This is a genomic window from Botrimarina colliarenosi (assembly GCF_007859955.1).
Classification (GTDB): Bacteria; Planctomycetota; Planctomycetia; order Pirellulales; family Lacipirellulaceae; genus Botrimarina; species Botrimarina colliarenosi.
Genome location: NZ_SJPR01000015.1, coordinates 1 through 18,526, shown reverse-complemented (window position 1 = coordinate 18,526; position 18,526 = coordinate 1). Strand labels below are relative to the sequence as shown.

Annotated in this window: 12 protein-coding genes and 1 pseudogene; 8 read left to right on the top strand and 5 right to left on the bottom strand. The window is 59.2% G+C overall.

Going from position 1 to position 18,526, the window contains the following annotated elements; translation table 11 throughout:
• Positions 1–584 precede the first annotated feature (584 nt).
• The 7 genes from Pla108_RS20565 (at position 585) to Pla108_RS20530 (ending at position 9,187) form a co-directional block, all read left to right on the top strand.
• Positions 585–1,991 (top strand): hypothetical protein, encoded by a 1,407-nt coding sequence (locus Pla108_RS20565; protein WP_146446867.1) that lies wholly within the window; start codon positions 585–587, stop codon positions 1,989–1,991.
• A 974-nt stretch (positions 1,992–2,965) separates the two neighbouring features.
• Complete coding sequence (locus tag Pla108_RS20560) at positions 2,966–3,613, top strand: hypothetical protein (RefSeq protein ID WP_146446866.1); 648 nt, start codon at positions 2,966–2,968, stop codon at positions 3,611–3,613.
• A complete protein-coding gene (locus Pla108_RS20555) occupies positions 3,610–4,683 on the top strand; it encodes a hypothetical protein (protein ID WP_146446865.1) in 1,074 nt (357 codons plus the stop codon). Before Pla108_RS20560 ends, Pla108_RS20555 begins: the two co-directional genes overlap by 4 nt.
• A 674-nt stretch (positions 4,684–5,357) precedes the next feature.
• Positions 5,358–6,524 carry a hypothetical protein gene (locus Pla108_RS21410; protein ID WP_231934574.1) on the top strand — a complete coding sequence of 389 codons (1,167 nt, stop codon included), beginning with the start codon at positions 5,358–5,360 and terminating at the stop codon, positions 6,522–6,524.
• A gap of 842 nt (positions 6,525–7,366) precedes the next feature.
• Entirely contained in the window at positions 7,367–8,008 is a 642-nt protein-coding gene (locus Pla108_RS20540) for a PEP-CTERM sorting domain-containing protein (RefSeq protein WP_146446863.1), read from the top strand.
• 40 nt (positions 8,009–8,048) lie between these two features.
• Positions 8,049–8,624, top strand: coding sequence for a PEP-CTERM sorting domain-containing protein (locus Pla108_RS20535; RefSeq protein WP_146446862.1), 576 nt, complete (start codon positions 8,049–8,051; stop codon positions 8,622–8,624).
• The gene (locus Pla108_RS20530; RefSeq protein ID WP_146446861.1) at positions 8,624–9,187 is read left to right on the top strand and encodes a PEP-CTERM sorting domain-containing protein; all 564 of its coding nucleotides are present in this window, start codon (positions 8,624–8,626) and stop codon (positions 9,185–9,187) included. The genes Pla108_RS20535 and Pla108_RS20530 overlap by 1 nt, the downstream gene beginning before the upstream one ends.
• 238 nt (positions 9,188–9,425) lie before the next feature.
• On the opposite strand, the gene Pla108_RS20525 is transcribed toward Pla108_RS20530, so the two are convergent.
• Positions 9,426–10,466, bottom strand: coding sequence for a tyrosine-type recombinase/integrase (locus tag Pla108_RS20525; protein WP_197526767.1), 1,041 nt, complete (start codon positions 10,464–10,466; stop codon positions 9,426–9,428).
• 310 nt (positions 10,467–10,776) lie between these two features.
• Positions 10,777–12,075 carry an alpha-amylase family glycosyl hydrolase gene (locus Pla108_RS20520; RefSeq protein WP_146446859.1) on the bottom strand — a complete coding sequence of 433 codons (1,299 nt, stop codon included), beginning with the start codon at positions 12,073–12,075 and terminating at the stop codon, positions 10,777–10,779.
• A gap of 162 nt (positions 12,076–12,237) precedes the next feature.
• On the opposite strand from Pla108_RS20520, the pseudogene Pla108_RS20515 reads away from it, so the two are divergent.
• Positions 12,238–12,639: pseudogene (locus tag Pla108_RS20515) on the top strand (TspO/MBR family protein).
• 414 nt (positions 12,640–13,053) lie between these two features.
• On the opposite strand, the gene Pla108_RS20510 reads toward Pla108_RS20515, so the two are convergent.
• The 3 genes from Pla108_RS20510 to Pla108_RS20500 all read right to left on the bottom strand — a co-directional run bounded on the left by Pla108_RS20510 (position 13,054) and on the right by Pla108_RS20500 (position 17,706).
• A complete protein-coding gene (locus Pla108_RS20510) occupies positions 13,054–14,388 on the bottom strand; it encodes a glycoside hydrolase family 130 protein (RefSeq protein WP_231934573.1) in 1,335 nt (444 codons plus the stop codon).
• A 106-nt stretch (positions 14,389–14,494) separates the two neighbouring features.
• Entirely contained in the window at positions 14,495–16,822 is a 2,328-nt protein-coding gene (locus tag Pla108_RS20505; RefSeq protein WP_146446857.1) for a glycosyltransferase family 4 protein, read from the bottom strand.
• A gap of 35 nt (positions 16,823–16,857) precedes the next feature.
• Positions 16,858–17,706, bottom strand: a complete 849-nt coding sequence (locus tag Pla108_RS20500; RefSeq protein WP_231934572.1) for a glycoside hydrolase family 130 protein — start codon at positions 17,704–17,706, stop codon at positions 16,858–16,860.
• Positions 17,707–18,526 lie beyond the last annotated feature (820 nt).

Below are 18,526 nucleotides of genomic sequence, written 5' to 3'. Positions count from 1 at the left end.
CTTACGCACCACTTCTTCCGCGCTGTGACGCTTCCTTCGCTTCTCTGACATCGCGAGTCTCCTTGAGGCCCCTCCGGGGCGGTTGAGACTCTCATAACACCTGGATCCGCTTTTGGGGAGCAGGCCACTAGCGTGAGCGGGGGTTCGTTGGCCGCGCGATCGTCAATAACTCTACATCCCTGCCGATTGCGTAAGGATGCATTGACCTAGCGGATTTGGCCAATCTGCTCCTGAGGGTCACACCTTACGCAGTAGCGGATAAGCTGATCGGAAGCATGGACGGCCAAGCCGGACACTATTGCGACGAGTGCGGTAGCGAGTACCGCGCCGAGACTTCGAGTATGGACCAGCTCTGCCCCGAGTGTGCCCATAGGTTGTATAGCTATCCGAACTGCGAGCACGATTTCGTAGACGGGCGGTGCCGAACGTGCGGCTGGGACGGCTCAGAATCGGACTACCTCAAGAGCATGAGGCAGTAGATCGCTCCGGTGGGTCACACCTTACGCACGAACTAAAGCCATATCGGATACGCTGAGGAGGATGCCTTCTTGCCGTGAATACCTGCATTGACTCTGGAGCGTGCAATGAAGTCGAGCGTATCGCTACCCTTGCCCGGATTGGCCTGGCTCGCTTTGTTGAGCATGGGAATCGAGTCGGCAGCTAACGAACAGCCAACCGAGCCGCCCTCTAGGGCAGAGCAATGGTCTCCACATGCATTGGTCGAATTGCACGTCATCGACGCACAGACCGAAGCCCCATTGAAGGGCGCTAGGGTGATCGTGGGTACCAGCTTCTCGTCATCTCGCGGTTGGAACTGGCAAGATCACACCCTGTTCAAAGTTGATGGGAGCGTAGTTCGTTGGCCACGGGCAGACGAAAAGGGCTATCAGCTGCAGGTGATTCGCGTTGAGGTGCCGGGGTATGTCCCTTACCACACCGTGCCGATTACCCGTGCGGACTCGGAACGCCATGTCCCAGAAGATGCTCTCCGCGTCGTCAACGGCGAGCCGATCTGCCTCGAAGCACGGCTCAGCCCCGATCAGATGCCAACGGTCAGGCTGCTCCAACCAGACGGTACACCTGCCAGCGGTGGCCAAGTGGCAATTGCGATGAACCAACGCGAGGTGCGGATCGAAGGGCGCGGACTGCACACGCGCGACCTGCCTCCCAAACCGAAGCCTGGCGAGCTTTGGGAGCAGCCGGTGATGACAACTGCAGACGAGCACGGTGACTTTCGTCTACCCGTAGAAATAGCTCACCGAGCCGTTGTGGTCGCAGCCCACGAATCAGGCTTTGCTCTGGTGCCGGTCGAAGAATTCTACGGGAACAATCAGCTACAGCTCGAACCCTGGGGAACGATCCATGGTCAAGCGATCTTGGGGGGCGAACCCGCAGCGGATGTCCGCCTTCGAGTGCACCTGCGAACACGTCTCATGATCGACGACTACCTAGAGCAGCTGGTCATCGTGACGACTGATCACGAAGGCCGCTTTGCCATCGAGCACGCAACTCCTGGCCTAGTGAACATCAGCACCATTCCTGATCTCCCGAAAGAGATGGACTCGCACCCGCGTACCCATGGATTGGTAAAGGCGGGCGGCGTCACGGAACTGGTTTATGGCGGAATCGGCCGACCTGTCGTGGGCCGTGTCGTCGGCCTAGATGACTACGAAGGACTGATAGCCACTTGCGAACTGCCTGGCCCCAGTTGGAGGTACGGTGGCAAGAGTAACCGCCGCTTCGCTGGTTTCATGCGATCGGCTGTGGGCGAAGCCTATCGCCAAACCCCAGTAGAAGTTGCAGCAGACGGTACGTTTCGATTCGAGCGTGTGTCGCCGGAGTTCTATCATGTAGACATCTGGCGAATCACCGCGAACGGCGACCGCGAACGGCATGGTGTCAGGCGTCAGTTCAGCTTTCCGATGCTGCCTCAGAGCGAGAACGATTTGCCTCTCGACCTAGGAGATTTCAAGCCGTACGAGCCGAGGTAGTACCTGCACAAGAGGCGTCGTCCTGGGCGGGTTTGAGCGTTCGCCGAAGTGGGGTCGGTTGGACCATTCGCTGAGGATAGCGATCGCTGCCAACTCGCAGAGGTCGCGCCCCGGCGAGGACACCGCTGCAAGTCCTGGCCAGATCGAGCGGAAAACGGCCATCAGATCGACATCGCTCCGTTGCTGGAGTCGAGTCTCGCCACTTTCGTGCGCCGCTAAGTCCGGCGCCTGGAGCGCGACTACCCTCGCGGCCGATTGAGTCTGCGCGAACTCGAGGCTCGAACTTCGGAACTCGCAGCGACGCTCGCTAACTCGCACAGATGTCGAGAATCGACCCCGGCTGAACCGCATCTGTGCGAGTTTGCTCGGAGGCTAACCTGCACGTGTTGAGGCAACCTCGGCAGATTGGGTAGGTCGGCAACCGTCAGCGGTGGGCCCGACCGACGTGAGCTGGCGATTGGGTGTTTCTACCCAGTTTTGACATCGCTCAACCGAATTCAGTACATTCCGCCCTGTGGGCCGATGGGCCAAACCGACATGGGCAGGCAGTTGGGTGTCTTTGCCCAACAGCTTTTTCGTTCAGTCGGCACTTCATTCCCTCAGTTCAAATAAATCGAAAAGATGCGTGCGCTTCTGAGCTGCCCGGCGTTAGGTGCTTAGTGTCAATTGCTTTGACGGCAGTTGCGGAAAATTCCCCTGATATGGAGAGATATGTTATGGGTGCTTACGAGAACGGTGTGAACAAGGCTAACAATGCCCACAAGCAAGGTCAAACACCGGACTATAACAAGATGACGCCCCAGGAGCGGGACGCTGCTAAGGCGCAGATGGACAAGCTTCAAGGAAAGAAGTGATTTTAAAGTACTAAGCAGGTCGGGCCGGTGCCACTTGGCACCGACCCGGCTGTTTTTTCACGGGCTTCTAATCGAGGGTTTTACAGCCTCAAAGAAGCGCCAGCCCCTCATGCTAGTTCTATGCCCGCAGCTTTGAACAGAGTATTGCTCCTCACGGTAAGCGTTGCCAGCACCATTTTTCTCTTTGCTTCAGCTAGCGAGAGGACTATCGACGGCAATCGTTTGCTCCCAAGGCTGGCCGTTAGCCTCGAAGGAGATGCCGTTGAAGCTATGACCGCCGGCGTACCTGATGAGATTGATGGACTTCGCTCGGAAGCTTTCAAGCAGACTACGACGCTAAAGGAACGCTTCACTTCAGAAATCAAAATGGCCAACACCAACGGTAGCATATCACTTGCCATCTCGGTCATCCTATCTTTGATCGAGTCATTTCGTGTTTGCTTTCTACCATGGCTAAGTTCGCTCTTAAGAAGGCGTCGAGGCGAAGTGAATGGCAATGAAGATCGTCGAGCGGAGAGTTCGTTCAGCGCGTGGCTCCTCTGGGGCTGCGCCCTTGCCGCCATCATCTTCTCATGCTTAGCAAGCCAGGCGACCAACGAGGCATTCTGCTTGAAGCAACGCGAAGCTGAAATCGTAGAGGAGTATGTCGTCTTGGAAGAGTCAACTGCCGGCCTACCGGACGGGCACCCGGCTGTTGTTAAGGCAGCGTCCGACTTTCGGAAGCACATGTTTGCTTCGCAGTTTTGCAAGAAGGATGAAAACCGATGAAGCTAATTCGCCTTGCCGTCATAGCTTTTATCGCGATGCTCTGCGACTCAGCCTTCTGCCAGGAGCAGCTAGACGAGCTGATCAGACGGCCAGGGTACGTTCCAACCATCGCTGTCGCACCGGACACCTTAAAAGAGCTTGGTCACGGCGTGTTTCTGGCGAATAACGCGTTAAAGAAACGGAACACTCAGCTATCTCTTGTCTACGGCTTGCGGCCCAAGTTGCCCGACAACACTACCCCAGTGGTTTTGATTGGACCACGAGGTCTGCGTATCGCGGCGTTTTCAAAGTCCACGCAGAACGCTATTTTTTTACGGGAAGATCTGCTCCGCAAATCTTACGATGAGATATACGCCGCGACAGCTAAGTCTCTGCCACAGATACGTGCCGCCAATCGCGAGGAGCTTGCGCGATTTCGGGATAGTGTCCGCAAGCTTCGTGCTATGCCACCGTCACAACGGCTTGACTGGCCGGAAGAGAAGATACGCTCAGCTGAAAGAACAGCCGAGCTGGCCGAAGGAGAGGCGAAGAGACTGTCGACTGACGACTTCAGCTACCCACGTTTTCTCGCCATCATCTTGCTGCACGAAGTTGGGCACCTCCAGCATCAAGGAGGCGGAAGCTTCGGATTGTTTGCACACTCCGAGCCAGGTTCGGCGCAACACACGAAGCCGACTGAGCAGAAGAAACTAGAAACAGAAGCCGACTTATTCGCCGCGAGTGTGTTATATGAAGCGGTCCGTTCAAAGAACCTCGCTGCTGAAGTTCGGGAAGAGCTCGATTTAGCGATGCATCCATTCTGGGTACTCGGGAACATTGAGTCGATCCGAAGACGGCAGCAAGGCCAGAACATTCTGGATGTGAAGGATCCGGGATTAACCCACGAGGCACAAGTTCTTAGGAGCTATCGAATCAACTTGTTCATTGCTAAAAGAGAGAATCCAGCGTTGGTTCCGGCGCTTGAACAAGCGCTCAAGGAAATTGAAGAATTGCGTTCGAAACGCATTAAAGCATCTATGAAAGATGGCAATAGCAATCGGTGGAATAGTAGAAAAGACGACACTTCTTAAACACGCCTAGCCCTATCTTCAAGCCAGTCTGCGTATGGTGGAAAAAGACATCGCAGTGGAAAGACTTAAGCAGATAAGCTGGATGAGGTAGAGCAGTCAGTAGCCTCACCCAGCTGCAGTCGGTGGCCCAGACCTGCGCGACTATTGCAGTCTGCTTCGCCAGTGAGGCTGGACCAGTCGCTGAGGATAGCGATCGCTGCCAGCTCGCAGAGGTCGCGCTCCGGCGAAGACACCGTTGCGAGTTCTGGCCCGATCGGCAGGAAATCGGCCATCAGATCGACATCGCTCCGCGGCGGACGGCGAGTCTGGCCGCTTTCGCGCCCCGCCACGTTGACCGCCGATAGCGCGACTACCATCCCGGCGGATTCGGTCTGCGCGAACGCGAGGCTCGTGCTTCTGAAACCGCAGCTACGCTCGCCAACTCGCACAGATGTCAAGAATCGACCCCGGCTGGGCTGCATCTGTGCGAGTTTGCCCGACGGCTAACCTGCACGTGTTGAGGCAACCTCGGTCTGTTGGGCAGTGACCGATGCGGCCGAGGTGAGCTGCACCGCCGCGGCCTAGCAGGCTGAGCAGAGTGTGCCGTGGTGCCGGGAGAGAGATGATGGACTACTGGTTATTAGAGGTGATAGACTGCGACTGTCCGAGGTCGGGAACGCCCACAGGAGAACCTTATGCTGCGTCCAACAGCTCTTACCCTTCTCGTCCTTATTACTCGTTGTGCATCTGCAGGAACGCTCGATATTCGAGTGGATCCTACGCCTGGTTTGGACGGATTCTCAACTTACACGCTTGCGATTTTGACTGAGAGTAGTGAGTCGTTCCGAGGGGTCGATGCGAGGTTCAGTGGTCCGATGAATCAGCTCAGCCCGTTTGGCACACGGACAATCTTTGATGACGATCCGTCTGAGCTTTTCGATCTGCCCGGATTTGATTTTAGGCAGGACTCGCATTTCTTAGTGTCGGCTAGTAGCGGCATTCTTTCGATCGGCACCGACGAAACCACCAGCTCGCTGCGAGGAGCGATCACAGGATTTCACCGACTTCCTCAGACCAACCCAACCGACTTTGCACAGATCGTGACCGATCAGCCGGACCAGGTTGACTTGAATCTTCAGTTTGACTTGGGACCAAGTGCAGGCGGTACTGGCAGCCCCCTCCCGTCCTTCAGTGGTAGCCTCTCGGACTGTTTGCTTACTGGGTGTGCCGGTCCCGTTGATCCGGTAGACCCCGTTGATCCGGTAGACCCCGTTGATCCGGTAGACCCCGTTGATCCGGTAGACCCCGTCGATCCGGTAGACCCCGTCGATCCACGATTTGGCACCACCGCCGTGTTTGCCGTGCCCAAGCCGACCCCCGAACTCGATGGCTACACGACCTGGACAGTCTATGTAGAGACAGAGCCGAGCTTGAATCTTCGTGGTTTCGACGTTGCGTTCGTTGGTACAATGAATCAGGTGAATCCGTTCGGCTTAAGCACAGTTTTCACCGACAATAATGGGGTCTTCGCTGCCACGGGCACACTCGTCAGCCATGATTCTCAGTTCCTGTTTCGATCGGCTGATGCTCTGTCGATCGGAGTCGAGGAATCGGATGGCTTCCTGAAGGGAGCCATCTCCGGTTTGAATCAGTTGAACCTGCCGAACCCAACGGCGATCGCTCAGATCACAGCGACCGATGGATCGTCGATCGAGTTCTCGATTGCTATCGACGATGAAAGCGCGGCCGGAAGCTACATTCAAGGAAGGCTCTCTTTCCAAAATATCCCCGAGCCAACTGCTTGGATGCTTCTTGGTTTGAGTCTTGCTGTCTGTGCCGGCTTCGACGCTCGGGCAAGGTAGTGGATATGCAAAAGGCAAAACGGTGGTTGGTAATCAGGTAACGCCAGCTAGCACCGTCTAAAGTTCTGTTGCACACGACCTCGACAGATCCCACCGTCCCAAATAGCCGGGGCTCGAATGCTCCACGTAGGGTGCTCGAACGCGGCGACCCACGACGAGCCGTCCGGGGCCATTGCTGCGTCTGCCAAAAAGTGCCACGGTTAAGCGGGTCAGGACCGGCGAAGCGTGACCGGCGAACCTGCGGAGGCTTCAGTATCCGACTCGATTTACGCCACGGTAAAGCCGCACAGGTTGGACCAGCACCGGCGAGTTGCGCGTCGGCCAAACTCGCTGAGGTCTCGCCCGAGATTAGACATCTCCGCGCCTTTGCCATGGGTCTTCGAGGCCGCGGATGAGGCATCCGCTGCCGCGGTAAACGCAGTAGGACGAGCAGGGTTCAAGATCATCGGAAGCCGATTGTGGTGTCCCCCAATCGCTTTCAAGGACGCTGATCAAGTGCGACCAAAAACCGAAACAGGTGGGCAACTGCTCGGGGTTATCTCTTGGGGTGAGCCCGACTCCCAATTGGCCGAGGGGGCCATCGCGGTGGCATTGCTCACCCCATCCATCGACGTAACCCCATATTTCAGTAATGGTTGCGCGCCGCTCGCTGGTTCGAAACCGGTAATCGAACCTCGTGCGGGCTCCCGCTTGCCAAGACGGCAAGAAAGTCAAAAAACACTATCCCAAAGGGGCGTAGCGGCTAAACCCGTAGCTACAATGCTTTGCCTGCAGCTTGAGGCAGCGCCGTTTAGAAAATCACGGCTGCAGCTATGCACAGACTCTTCCAATCAGAGTGACTAATGAAGACGACACCCTATTTCGGATGCAGGTTCTACTACGCCCTCCCTACAGCGTGCCTCTTGCTCGCCGCCATCGCCTCGAACGCCTCGGCGGCCGTGATCAACTTTGACCCCGGCCCGATCGGCGCCGTTTACGACCAGAAGGTCGAGAACCCCCTGGCCGACTTCAATGGCCAGGCACTTGATGGTTCGTCCATCTCGCTGGACATCCAGCTGCCCCCCGGCGTGGCGCTTGAACTTGACTGGGACGGCACAGGCGGAGTCACAACGGGTGTCAATGTCAAGGTGACATTTGACGTGACGAGCACGCCTAGCCTGCCGAACAACCCATCCGGATCGATTCTGTTTGTCCCGGGCACCGGCCCGCTAATTTTCGATGAAGAGACGGGCCCGGGTGTCGTATTAAACGACAATCTATTCGGTGTCGTGTATGTTGCGGGCGCGATGGATGGCTTACAGATCACCGGGGGGACGCTCAGCTTCGATCTGCCCAATGACCCGGGCGTGACGATCACCGGCGGCACCGTAGATTTCTCTATCGGGAATTCAGACCCATTCGATTTCCGAGTCGTCCCCGAGCCGACCTCGCTCGCGCTGCTTGGTCTGGGCGGGCTGATGGTCGGACGCCGCCGACGGCATTGAAAGTCTCTATAGATCTTCCGCTCGTTATGAGCCCGCGCTGATGACCGAACGCCTTGGCCACCGCAATCAACCGGGAATCCCGATGAACGTCTTGAAAAACGCAGTAACATGTTGCCTGCTCGCCTGCTTGGGCGTGGCCCATTCGGCCGATGCCGATGTCCTGCTGCTGATCGATGTCACCAACCCCAGCGCGGTGACGATCCAATCCACCGACGGCCTGGTGCTGAACACCGTCGGCAACGGCTCGCCGGTCGACCTCGCCGACTTCTTTACCGCAGACACGGGCTTCCATGAGGCGCCGATGAGCGGCGACCTAAGCCGGTTCTCTAACGGCGAACTGTTCACCGTTTACCGCAACACGAGCACGACGCTGCAACTGTTCTCCGGTGCCGGCTTCAATTTTGGCGAGTTCACCGCAGGCCAACTCGCCTTCAACGGCACCGGCACACTTGACCTCAGCGCCCTGTCGCTGCCGGGCCCCGGCGCAACCGGAGACATCAACGGCTTCAGAGAGCTGATGGGAACGTGGCAAGTCGTGCCCGTGCCCGAGCCCTCGTCGCTCGCGCTGCTGGGCCTGGGCGGGTTGATGCTGTTGCGGCGAAGGAAGGACCGTTGATGTTGGAAAACGCAAGACGCATTTTGAAGTGTGTTGTGCCGATGCTCGCAATGCTGCTGGCGTCTGCCCTACCGGCGGTCGATGCGCGGGCGGGGCTAGTGCTCACGATCGACCCGGTGGCGAAGACCTACCAATTGACCGGGACCAGCGCGTTCACGCCGTTCTTCGGCGACGAGTCTGATTTCGCCCAGTGGTCGAATGCGGGCGGCGAGAGCTATGGCGCCTTGACCTCGTTCGATGCCACATCCGCCACGGCAACGCCCAGTGCCCTTGCACTCACGCGCCTTCGCCTGTTCGACAATGCGACGGACTTGATCCTCGATTGGGGGACTGGCAGCGTCGGCCCGCAGCAGGTGGTCGGCAACGGGCAGTCCCTCAGCTACGCCAGCGCTTCGACTATTCAGCAAGCCTATTTCGAGAGCATTATTGGCCAGTCGCTCACACCGTACCCGGGTTTGTCGGCAGACCCGATCCCGGTAGTGAATGTCCCCGAGCCGACGTCGCTGGTGCTGCTGGGCTTGGCTGGCGCCGCGCTCTCGCAGACACGTCGGTGGCGACGTTAAGTCGCTGAGGTCTTCGGTCGGCAGGGACACCGCCTGCACTTGCGCTAGACGCAGGAGGGGCCAGCCGGCCGTTTCGCACCTGCGGTCGGTGGACATCACCTCGCTCACCTTGGACTGCAGCGAAGGCGCCGAGGATGGACCAGTTTCGGCGAGTTCGAGCCACGGCAAACCCGCATCGGTCTGGCGGCAGCGACGACACCTCCGCAGCCGATCTGGGAGGCGCCGCCGCGGCCAGATGCTACGCCTGCGGGAACCTCCTCCGGCAACAGGGGCATTCTCCGTCGAACCCGTGCGTCAGGGCGGTGAACGCCGTCGGCTGGGGCAGCGACATGATCGCCTTGAAGGCGAGCGGGTCGCGGTGGGCGTAGTGCCGGTAGGTCACCCCGCCGACCGAGTGGCCGAGGATTTCGACCGACGACTCGGGCATGTGCTCGTCGTAGTAGGTCGCGCACGTCTTCCGGAGGTCCTTCAGGACCCACGGCTTCTCCTCGCCAGTCTCGACATCCTGCTTCGGCTTGACACCGGCCAGCTGACAGAGCCGTTGGAACTGCTCGTTCGGCCGCGAGCTGCCGCAGGAGAAGACCGGCTGGTCCGACGCCACTTCGTCGGCCCGTAGGCTCTTGAGGTGTGTCAGCACGACGCGGTTCATCGGGCGGTAGAACTGCTTCTTGGTCTTCACCCGCCGGTAGTACAGCCAGCCGTACCGACAATCACGCCCTTGGCCGTTCGGCGGCTCGGGCCGCCAGCTGACGTGTCGCCAGAGGATCGGCTCGTGGAACGAGGCCAGCTTGAAGACCGTGCCGGTATCGACGCCGTAGTTGAAGAAGACGACCAGCGCGGCGCGCCAGTAGTGGCCGACCGTCAGCGTCCGCTTCCAGCCTCGGGGCCGCTCGAGCGCGTAGGTCGCGAAGTAGAGCGCGTTCAGGTCCGACTTGGTCAGGTAGTGACGGCCGGCGACATCCCGCTGCGGCTTGGGCTTGGGCAACCGCGGGAGCTTCTCGAGGTAGTCCTGCTCCCAGGCCCACGACAAGATGGCCCGGAGGTTCTCGCGGGCCTTGTTCGCCGTGCGTCCGGCGTTTGATCCGCCGTCTTCGGCCGCTTTCTCGTAGACCCAGTCGAAGAATTCGCGGAGGTCGGAGCGGCTGATTTGATCGACAGTGGGGCCTTGGCCCCAGGCCAACCACTTGGCGACGGTTCCTCGGTACTCCTTGCAGGTGCCCAAGGAGAGGGTCTTGGCGTTGAGGTACTTGACGGCGACTTTCTCGAAGCTGATCGACATGCTGACGGCTCCAGGCCGTCGGCGTCTGACTCCGTCCCTGGCTCCGCCCGCCGATAGCCTCGCTCGGCTTCCTGCAGGACCTCCTGTCGCTCGGTGGTAGGATCGGCAGCCCACGCTAGCTGCACGCATGACCCCAGATTAGTCCGCGGGCGGGCCAAGTGTGCGGTTCGGATTGCGGCCGAACTCGCTGAGAGTGAGGCAACTTACGTAATTTGGACTAGCGGCAGATCGAGCCCGTTCAGTTTCGTCATTGATATACTCGACACGCTAGGCGATGACGGCTGAGCATGCCGGCATGCTTGCGCCTCCACTAATCCGACGCCCACACACCCCAACCGTGAGGTGGCAAGTGCGGGTCCGCGTTGCCGGCGACGGGGCTCAGGCCGGAAGGCAGCCTAACGGTGGTTGGGCCGTCCTCGGCGCTCAGCGCCACGAAAACGCTGGCCCCCTCACTACGAACCTCGTAGGTCATCAGTCGATTCTGTAGCTCAAGGACGCGGACCGTTCCCGTCGCTAGCCAGGGCCGCTCCCGACGCAACGCAATCATCTGTTGATGCCGCTGGTACTTGACTAACCGCTCGCCAAAAAGTTCGCCGGGCTTCTGCGGTGGCGGGCTCCTGACTTCGGCATCGCCCCCCTCGCGGTCGTACTTCCGCCCTTCGGCGACCTGCTCGTCGCCCGCGTACACCGCGGGGACGCCTGGCAGTGTCAGCAAGAGAACAAGGGCGTGGTCGCCAAGACGTTGGTCGTGGAGTTGAGTAGCAATGCGTGTGGTGTCGTGATTGCCAAGGAAATTCCACGGCCGGAAGTGTTCGCAGAAGCCGGCGTGCCTCTCCAACGCGTGGGCCAGCTCGAAGAAGTTGCCCTCGTTGAGCGAACTCCAGATCGCCTTCCACAACTCGTACTGAGTCACAGAATGCAGTCGCGCCCGCTTGGCGATCCGGCCATAGTCGCCGTGGATCACCTCGCCAACCAGGAACAGATCGGACCGAAAGCCACGAACTCGATTGGCGAAGGCCGATACGAACTCGGTCGGCAGGGCGTACGCCGCGTCGAGGCGGTACGCGTCGATGCCGCGTTCGATCCAGTAGCTCGCGAAGTCGACCGCCCAATCTAGAACTCGTGGGTTGCCGTGGTTCAGTTTCACAAGCTGGCCGTGCCCCTCAAAGTTGGCGTAGGAAAAACCATCGTGACCAGGGCGGCTGAAGTCGATCTCAAACCAGTCGCGATAATGCGACTGCTCGCCCCGAGCCAGCACATCCTGGAAGTACGGGTGACCACGCCCGACATGGTGCAGCACCGCATCCAAACCCACCGCGAGTGATCGCCGGTGGCACTCCTCGATCAGGGCGACCAGATCCGTCTCGTCACCCAGGCGGCGATCGATGCTTAGCGGGTCGACCGTGTCGTAGCCATGCGTCTCGGACTCGAAGACCGGCCCAAGCAGCACGCCGGTGACGCCCAGATCGACGAGGTAGTCGAGCCAACCGACGAGCATCGGCAAACGATGCGTCACCGCAACCGCCTCTCCGCCGGGATCGGGGTTCCTCTCCTGAGCTTCCAGGAAGCCCAGCGGGAAGAGGTGGTACCATACGGCCGAAGCGGTCATTGTGTGACCTACTGCTGGGGGGCTTGAGGGGCGGTTATGGCTAGCCGTCGATGATAGAACGCGTCAGCGGATCTTGGGAGCCGCTTCGCAGAACGATGATCTTCTCCGCTCAAACCGAGAGCCACCCACCGCGGCAACAAGCTTCCACGCAACGAGTAGCCGATGACCTGGCTGGAATGGTACGAAACCCTTTGGAAGCCCTCGTGGACCCCGCCGCCCTCGACCATTGGGCTCATCTGGCAGATCCTTTACCCGGTGATCCTCGTCACGTTCGGCTTTGTGTTCGTGCAGGCGTGGCGCGGTTAGGTCCCCGGGTGGGTCGCGCTGCCGTTCGTCGTGAACCTGGCGGCAAATCTGGCCTTTACGCCCATCCAATTCGGTTGGCGCAACCTTCCGCTAGCCTCCGTCGACATTCTTGTCGTGCTCGCAACCATCGTCTGGATGATGATCGTCATTTGGCCTTATTACAAATCGATCGCCGTGGCGCAGGCGCCGTACTTGGTGTGGGTATCGATCGCCTCGGTGTTGCAGCTGGCGATCACTTGGGCGAACTGGAAGACATAGTTCCAGCGACTCAATCTGTATGGCGTGCACGCCCCGCAAAATTTGAGTCCATCCAATCGCCATCGGTTGGATCAGCACTAGCGCCTTAGCCAGAAGGTAAAGTCACAGCGGTCTACTTAAGGGGAGGAAAACTCGTGTAGTTCGCCGACTTCCTCAGCTGCCTCGAGCGATGTATCCAACGCCTCAGTTCAATGAGAGCAAGTAAAAGTCAAACTTAGGCGGCGATCTAAAACTTGCGTTCGGCACTGAGGGTGATTCGGCATTACGCAGTTTGACGCCTACATTTTTGCCTGGCTGGATCTAGCATCTAGCTGCAGCCGCGTCGGACTGATGTGCTTGCACAGCCCAAGGCTAATCGATTCGCAGATGCCCTCTCCCAAGTTATCAGTGCCCTTAGGCACTCTGCGAAGCGTCTCAAACGGGCTCCATCGCGGCGAGCAGTTCAGCCATGTCGACGGTCGCGAAGGTTGAAGCGTAATCCGACATCGCGTAAGGGAGGATTAGCGTGTCGTTGTGCACGACAGCACCACAGCTGTAAACGACGTTTGGGACGTAGCCCTCTCTCTCGTTCTCGTCCGGTGTGACGAGAGGCGAGCGGAGTCGGCCTACGACGCGCGTTGGGTCATCGTGATCGAGGACGAACGCTCCGATGCAGTACTTACGCATCGGCCCAACTCCGTGGCTCAGCACAAGCCAACCCGCCTCGGTCTCGATCGGCGATCCGCAGTTGCCGACCTGCACGTACTCCCAGGGAAACGTTGGCTTCACGATGACCTGCGTTGAATGCCAGAAGTAGAGGTTGTCAGAACTCATCAGAAAGAGGTTTTCGCCATCCTGCCTTGAAAGCATCGTATAGCGGCCGTTGATGCGCCGCGGGAACAGCGCGAACCCCTTATTGGCGATGGCGGGTCCGTTCAAGGTGTGCATCTTGAATCGGAGAAAGTCTTTGGTCTCTAGCAACTGCGGCAGGACGACTTTCCCGTCGTAGGCGCTATAGGTGGCGTAGTACAGGACGGCGCCGTCTTCCTCTTGGAATCGAACGAAGCGGGCGTCTTCAATCCCGGCGGATTCGGTTGGGCTATAAGGGAAGATAAGGCGTTCGGAAAGCTTGGTGTCCGGGAGGTAGACGATCTCATAGTTCGACTTGGCGAGCGTGACGATCCCGTCGAACACCGCTTCAAACTCGTGGTGTCGGGTCCGGTTCTCACGAACCGTGAGCTGCAGGGCCGCGACAAGCTGCTCAAGAGAAAAATCGTCCTCGAGCCGACCCATAACATGGTTAGTGAAGAGACCTGCCATCCCTAGTTCGTTCAGCTTCCGGACGAAGAGCGCCTTCTTGTACCACGTGTCGGGGACGACGTCGGGAGGAGTGGTGAAGCGTGTCGGCTTATCGACCGTGATTGCGCATTGCGAGTCAACGACACCCGACCGAAAAGTGATCGACGACAGGTGTCCCTCACCGGTCGCCCGCAGGCTAATGACAAAGCGGCGTGTGCCTTCAGGGATCCCTGATTGATCGGGATGCCAGACTATCGAGGGGTTGAAGAGCGCCGCCGATTCGACAGCGTACTCCTGTGTAAAGTACGCACCAATCAAAAGTCGCCGGTTCTCACTCAACGGGGCGTCGGTAATTAAGTACTCACGCACCTTCTCGAACCGTGCGAGCAGGAAGACTTTGGGGCGTTGATGACGCCCGTGAAACTCTTCCAGCACTTGGTCAATCAGCCGGTCGACCTCGGCCTCTGGCAAGGCGGATAGTCGAGCGATAATTCGCAGCTTCCGCTCCTCTGGGAACGGTATGAAAGGGCGTAGAACAACCCGTTTGCTGTTCGGCGAGAGGACGATACCAGTTCTCTTAATCTGCATGAACGAGCCGTAAGGCTTCCTTGTTCGTTTGACCCGTCGCCGTTCCGACGGCTTTCGGCGTTGCACTTATAGCTAACGAATTCTCGAGTTGTTCCATTTCGACGAGGGACATCAGGAAAGCCAGTGTCGACTCGGCCCCTTGGTTCTCATTGACGCGGCCTTCTTGCAGCCCATCGTGGCACCCCCCGGTGCCGGAGTCGTAGAGGGGCTGGCCGAGATCGTTACGGCATAGAAACCAGTCAAAGGCGAGATGGGCCTGGTCGATCCAGAAGGGATCGTCCTCGGCGTTGTGCGCCTCGATGGCGGCTGAGACCATCGCGTGGGCTTCAATTGGTTGCTGATCATAGGCGGCGATCACCTCCCCACGTCGACAGAACCCGTTGCTACCGATGGGGCGGAAGCGACCTTCCGGCGAAGTCTGCTTGGCAGCCAGCCATCGCAGTGATCGGAGGCCGATTTGCAAGGCTTGCTCGTTGCCGCTCCACCTCCCGCTCAGGATCAGCGCGTGGGACAGCTTGGCGTTTGCATAGGAGGCGACGTCCTCGAACCAGAACCAGTCGTTGGTCGCGGTCCGCTCATAGAGATCGATCAACTTGTCGGTAAGGGTGTCTCGCATTTGATCGACAAGCCTGTCGCCGCTGAACCGGCGGAGATACTCGTGAATGCCAATCAGCGCGAGGGCCCATGTCCGGGGGGACGAAGTCTGCGCGCATGCCGGCAAGGCTTGCTGGAAAAGCTGGACGGCCCACGACTGGAAACTCCTACGTCTCGAACGCCCGGCGCAGGTGCCCAACGCCCACAGGGTGCGGCCTTGCGAGTCGTCGGAACCGTCGGTCTCAAGCCACTTCCGGTCGAAACTCATAAAGTTGCGGAAACGGCCGATCGTCGGATCAAAAGCATGGTTCAAGAAGGCCGCGTAGCTCGACGCGGCTTGGTGTAGTTCGATCGAATCATGCCCCAAGTCCTCTAAGAGAACGGTGAGGATTAAGGCGCGGGCATTGTCGTCCGTGCAGTACCCTTCTTGGAAATTGGGGAGAGAGTACGTCGCATGCTGAAAGATGCCCGTCGAGTCGGTCATCCGCAGAATATGGTCCAGCCGGATCCGAGGGTGAGCGAGCGGTTGCTCGTCGAGTGTTTTAATCGCCAACGGCTTGGGGGAGTCGGAGCGGCCCCGCCTCGCTTTCTGGAACGACTTCGAGTAGAGATCGGCGACGTGGCTCCACACCATCTCGCGGCCTAACAAGTAGGCTCGCTTCCGCATCGCGTGCCGACGGGGCTCGTCACTCAAAAGATCGATCGTCGCACGGGCAATCGCCGCCGAGTCGCCGAAGGGGACGAGGACTCCCCGTTCATTGGCAAGGAGTTCTTCGGCGTGCCAGTAGGGCGTCGAGATCACGGCCTGACCGCAACCAAACGAGTAGGCAAGCGTTCCTGAAACGGCTTGCGCAGCGTTCAGATAAGGCGTGATGTACACGTCCGCTGCGCCGATGAAGTCGGTCAGTTCTTCCAGATCGACGAAGCGATTGTAGAAAACGACATTCTTCTGAACGCCCAGTTCTTTCGCCATCCGTTCGAGACTGATTCGGTAAGTCTCCCCTTCACTACGGAGCAGGCTGGGGTGCGTGGCGCCCAGAACCAAATAGACGAAGTTCGGCGCCTCTCGCACGATCTCAGGCAAAGCTTTAAGAACAACCTCGATCCCTTTGTTGGGAGAGAGGAGTCCGAACGTTAGCCCGACCTGCTTTCCGGCAAGATCGAATTGGTCCTTATAGAAGTTAGGATCGGAGAAGGGGCGATCGGGAATCCCGTGCACGATCAGGTCGATCTTGTCTTCGGGAACCTTGTACTCCTCAAGGAGGGTCGTCCGGCTGCGATCGGTCATGACGACTACCCGCGTCGAGAGCTCAACCAACTGCTCCATAACCCGACGAAGAGTCTTGTCGGGCTTCGGCAGCACCGTGTGGAGCGTCGTGACGACCGGGACCCGCAGGTCACGCATGAACGTTAGAATATGAGCGCCGCCGGGACCGCCGTAGATGCCAAACTCGTGCTGCAGAGAGACGACGTCGATGTTGCTGAAATTGAGGAAGTCGGCGGCGCGACGATACGAGTCGCGATCCTGCTCGGCAATCTGAAACCGCACGATCGGTGCGTAGTCGTACCCCCCTTCAATGTCATCGACTGGCACGACGAGGCAGTCGGTCGCAGCGACCTCCGCCACGGCGTTGCTGAGGTCGTGTGTGAAGGTCGCGATGCCGCATTTCCGTGGCGGATAGTCGCCGACAAAGGCGATCTTCTGGATCTCGGTTTCGGCCACGAAGGGCCTCCTGGAAGGTGAGACGCAAGGAGGCGTCAGTTGAGAGAGGACAGCAACTCGTCGCGCGAGAGGTCGGCCAAGCCAACTGCGGTGTCCGCAGCGCCGTAGTAGACGGAGAGTCTTGCTCCGTGATCAATCAGCCCAGTCGGGAAAACCACGTTGGGCACGAATCCGTTTCGCTCGAATTCGACAGCGGGCCGCATTGTCGGTTGGACGGAACGACTGACGATGCGTGTCGGGTCGTTCAAGTCGAGCAAGGCGGCGCCGGCGCAGTAGGCGCCGACCTCTTCGCTGCCTTGCGAGGGTCCACAGCCGTGATAGATCACCAACCATCCTTCGTCGACTTGGATGGGCGGTGGTCCCGCCCCGACGCGTTCGCTCTCCCATGGGTTGAGCCCACAGAGTATGGGTTGGTGCTGACCCCAGTGCAGCAAGTCGGGGGAGCGGGCGAGCCAGATCTCTGGCCGACAGAAATCAGTCCTTGTCGTCGGCCGATGAAGCGCGACGTGCATTCCCTCGATCATACGCGGGAACAGGACGACATCCTTGTTCTCCGGAGGGAAGATGACTCCGTGGCGTTCGAACGCCACAAAGTCTGTCGTCGAGGCAAGGGCTGTCGCAGCTCCGTGTCGCGAGACCGCCACATAAGTGATCCAGTGCAACCCGTCGATCGTGGTGATGCGGGGGTCTTCAATTCCGTACTCTTCGGCCGAGGTCTCGGGCAGCAACGCCGGGCCGGGCGTCCACCCCGATCCGCCTTCCCGACGACGGAACACACGCAGGTGCGAAAGGGAGGTCAACCTAGCGATTCCATCGGCCTTACGGCGGACGACCCGCTTGTCGCGAAGGTCGAGTTCTACCTCGGGCGTCCAATCGACGGACACGCTCCCACCGCTCACGACTCTTGGCAGACCTACAAATCCGGACCGTACGGCGAGGGGTTTTTCAGCAACTCTCACCAGCAGGACCGTCTCTTTGTCAACGCGGACAGCGCCGGGGTTGAAAGCCCCAATTACCTCGAATCCCTCGTTCAGGGGCTTCAGGCTGTCAGGGCCTAACAGTCGCTGGCGAGAGGCATTGAGGGTCAAGAAGGGAACCTTGAGGCGTTGCTGAAAACCGGTCGGTTCGGGGGACCGGTCTGCAGCTGCAGACCCGTCAGAGCCTCCGTGGCTCGTCGCTCTCGCTGCGCCTTGTCCGCTTGGTTCCGGTTGCACTGAGGATGGACGCTACCCGGTGAGTAGGAGGCATCTCCACACACAGGGCACTTATCCTGCCGTCACAGAAGAACGCCAACACCTCTTTCAACCGCTGGGTCGGCATCGTTCAAGACATCGGAAAGCATCCTAAACTGACGGTCTTCGACACAGTTATTACGTGTCAGCGCAACAGCTGGCATTGGTGCGTCCCGAGAGAATCCGACGCAAAGCCCAGTGCAGATACCAATATTGTATCTGCGAAATCCGTATCGGCAATGGGCAATCGTTCAGTACGTTGAGTTGCTCAGCTACGTGAAGACTGGCCACCCAATGCCGTCGAACTAAGCCACGGCAACCGTGTTAGAGGCGGTAGTCGTGACTCTGTGATCGGCAGTCGAAAAGTGCAGCGCCCGGCGCCGAGAAAGTGCAGCGCTGGTTGGTTGGGGGAGTTTGGATTGGGCCTCCCCGCGTGGGCCCGGAGGGCTTGCTAGTTCTTGGATCGGCGTCT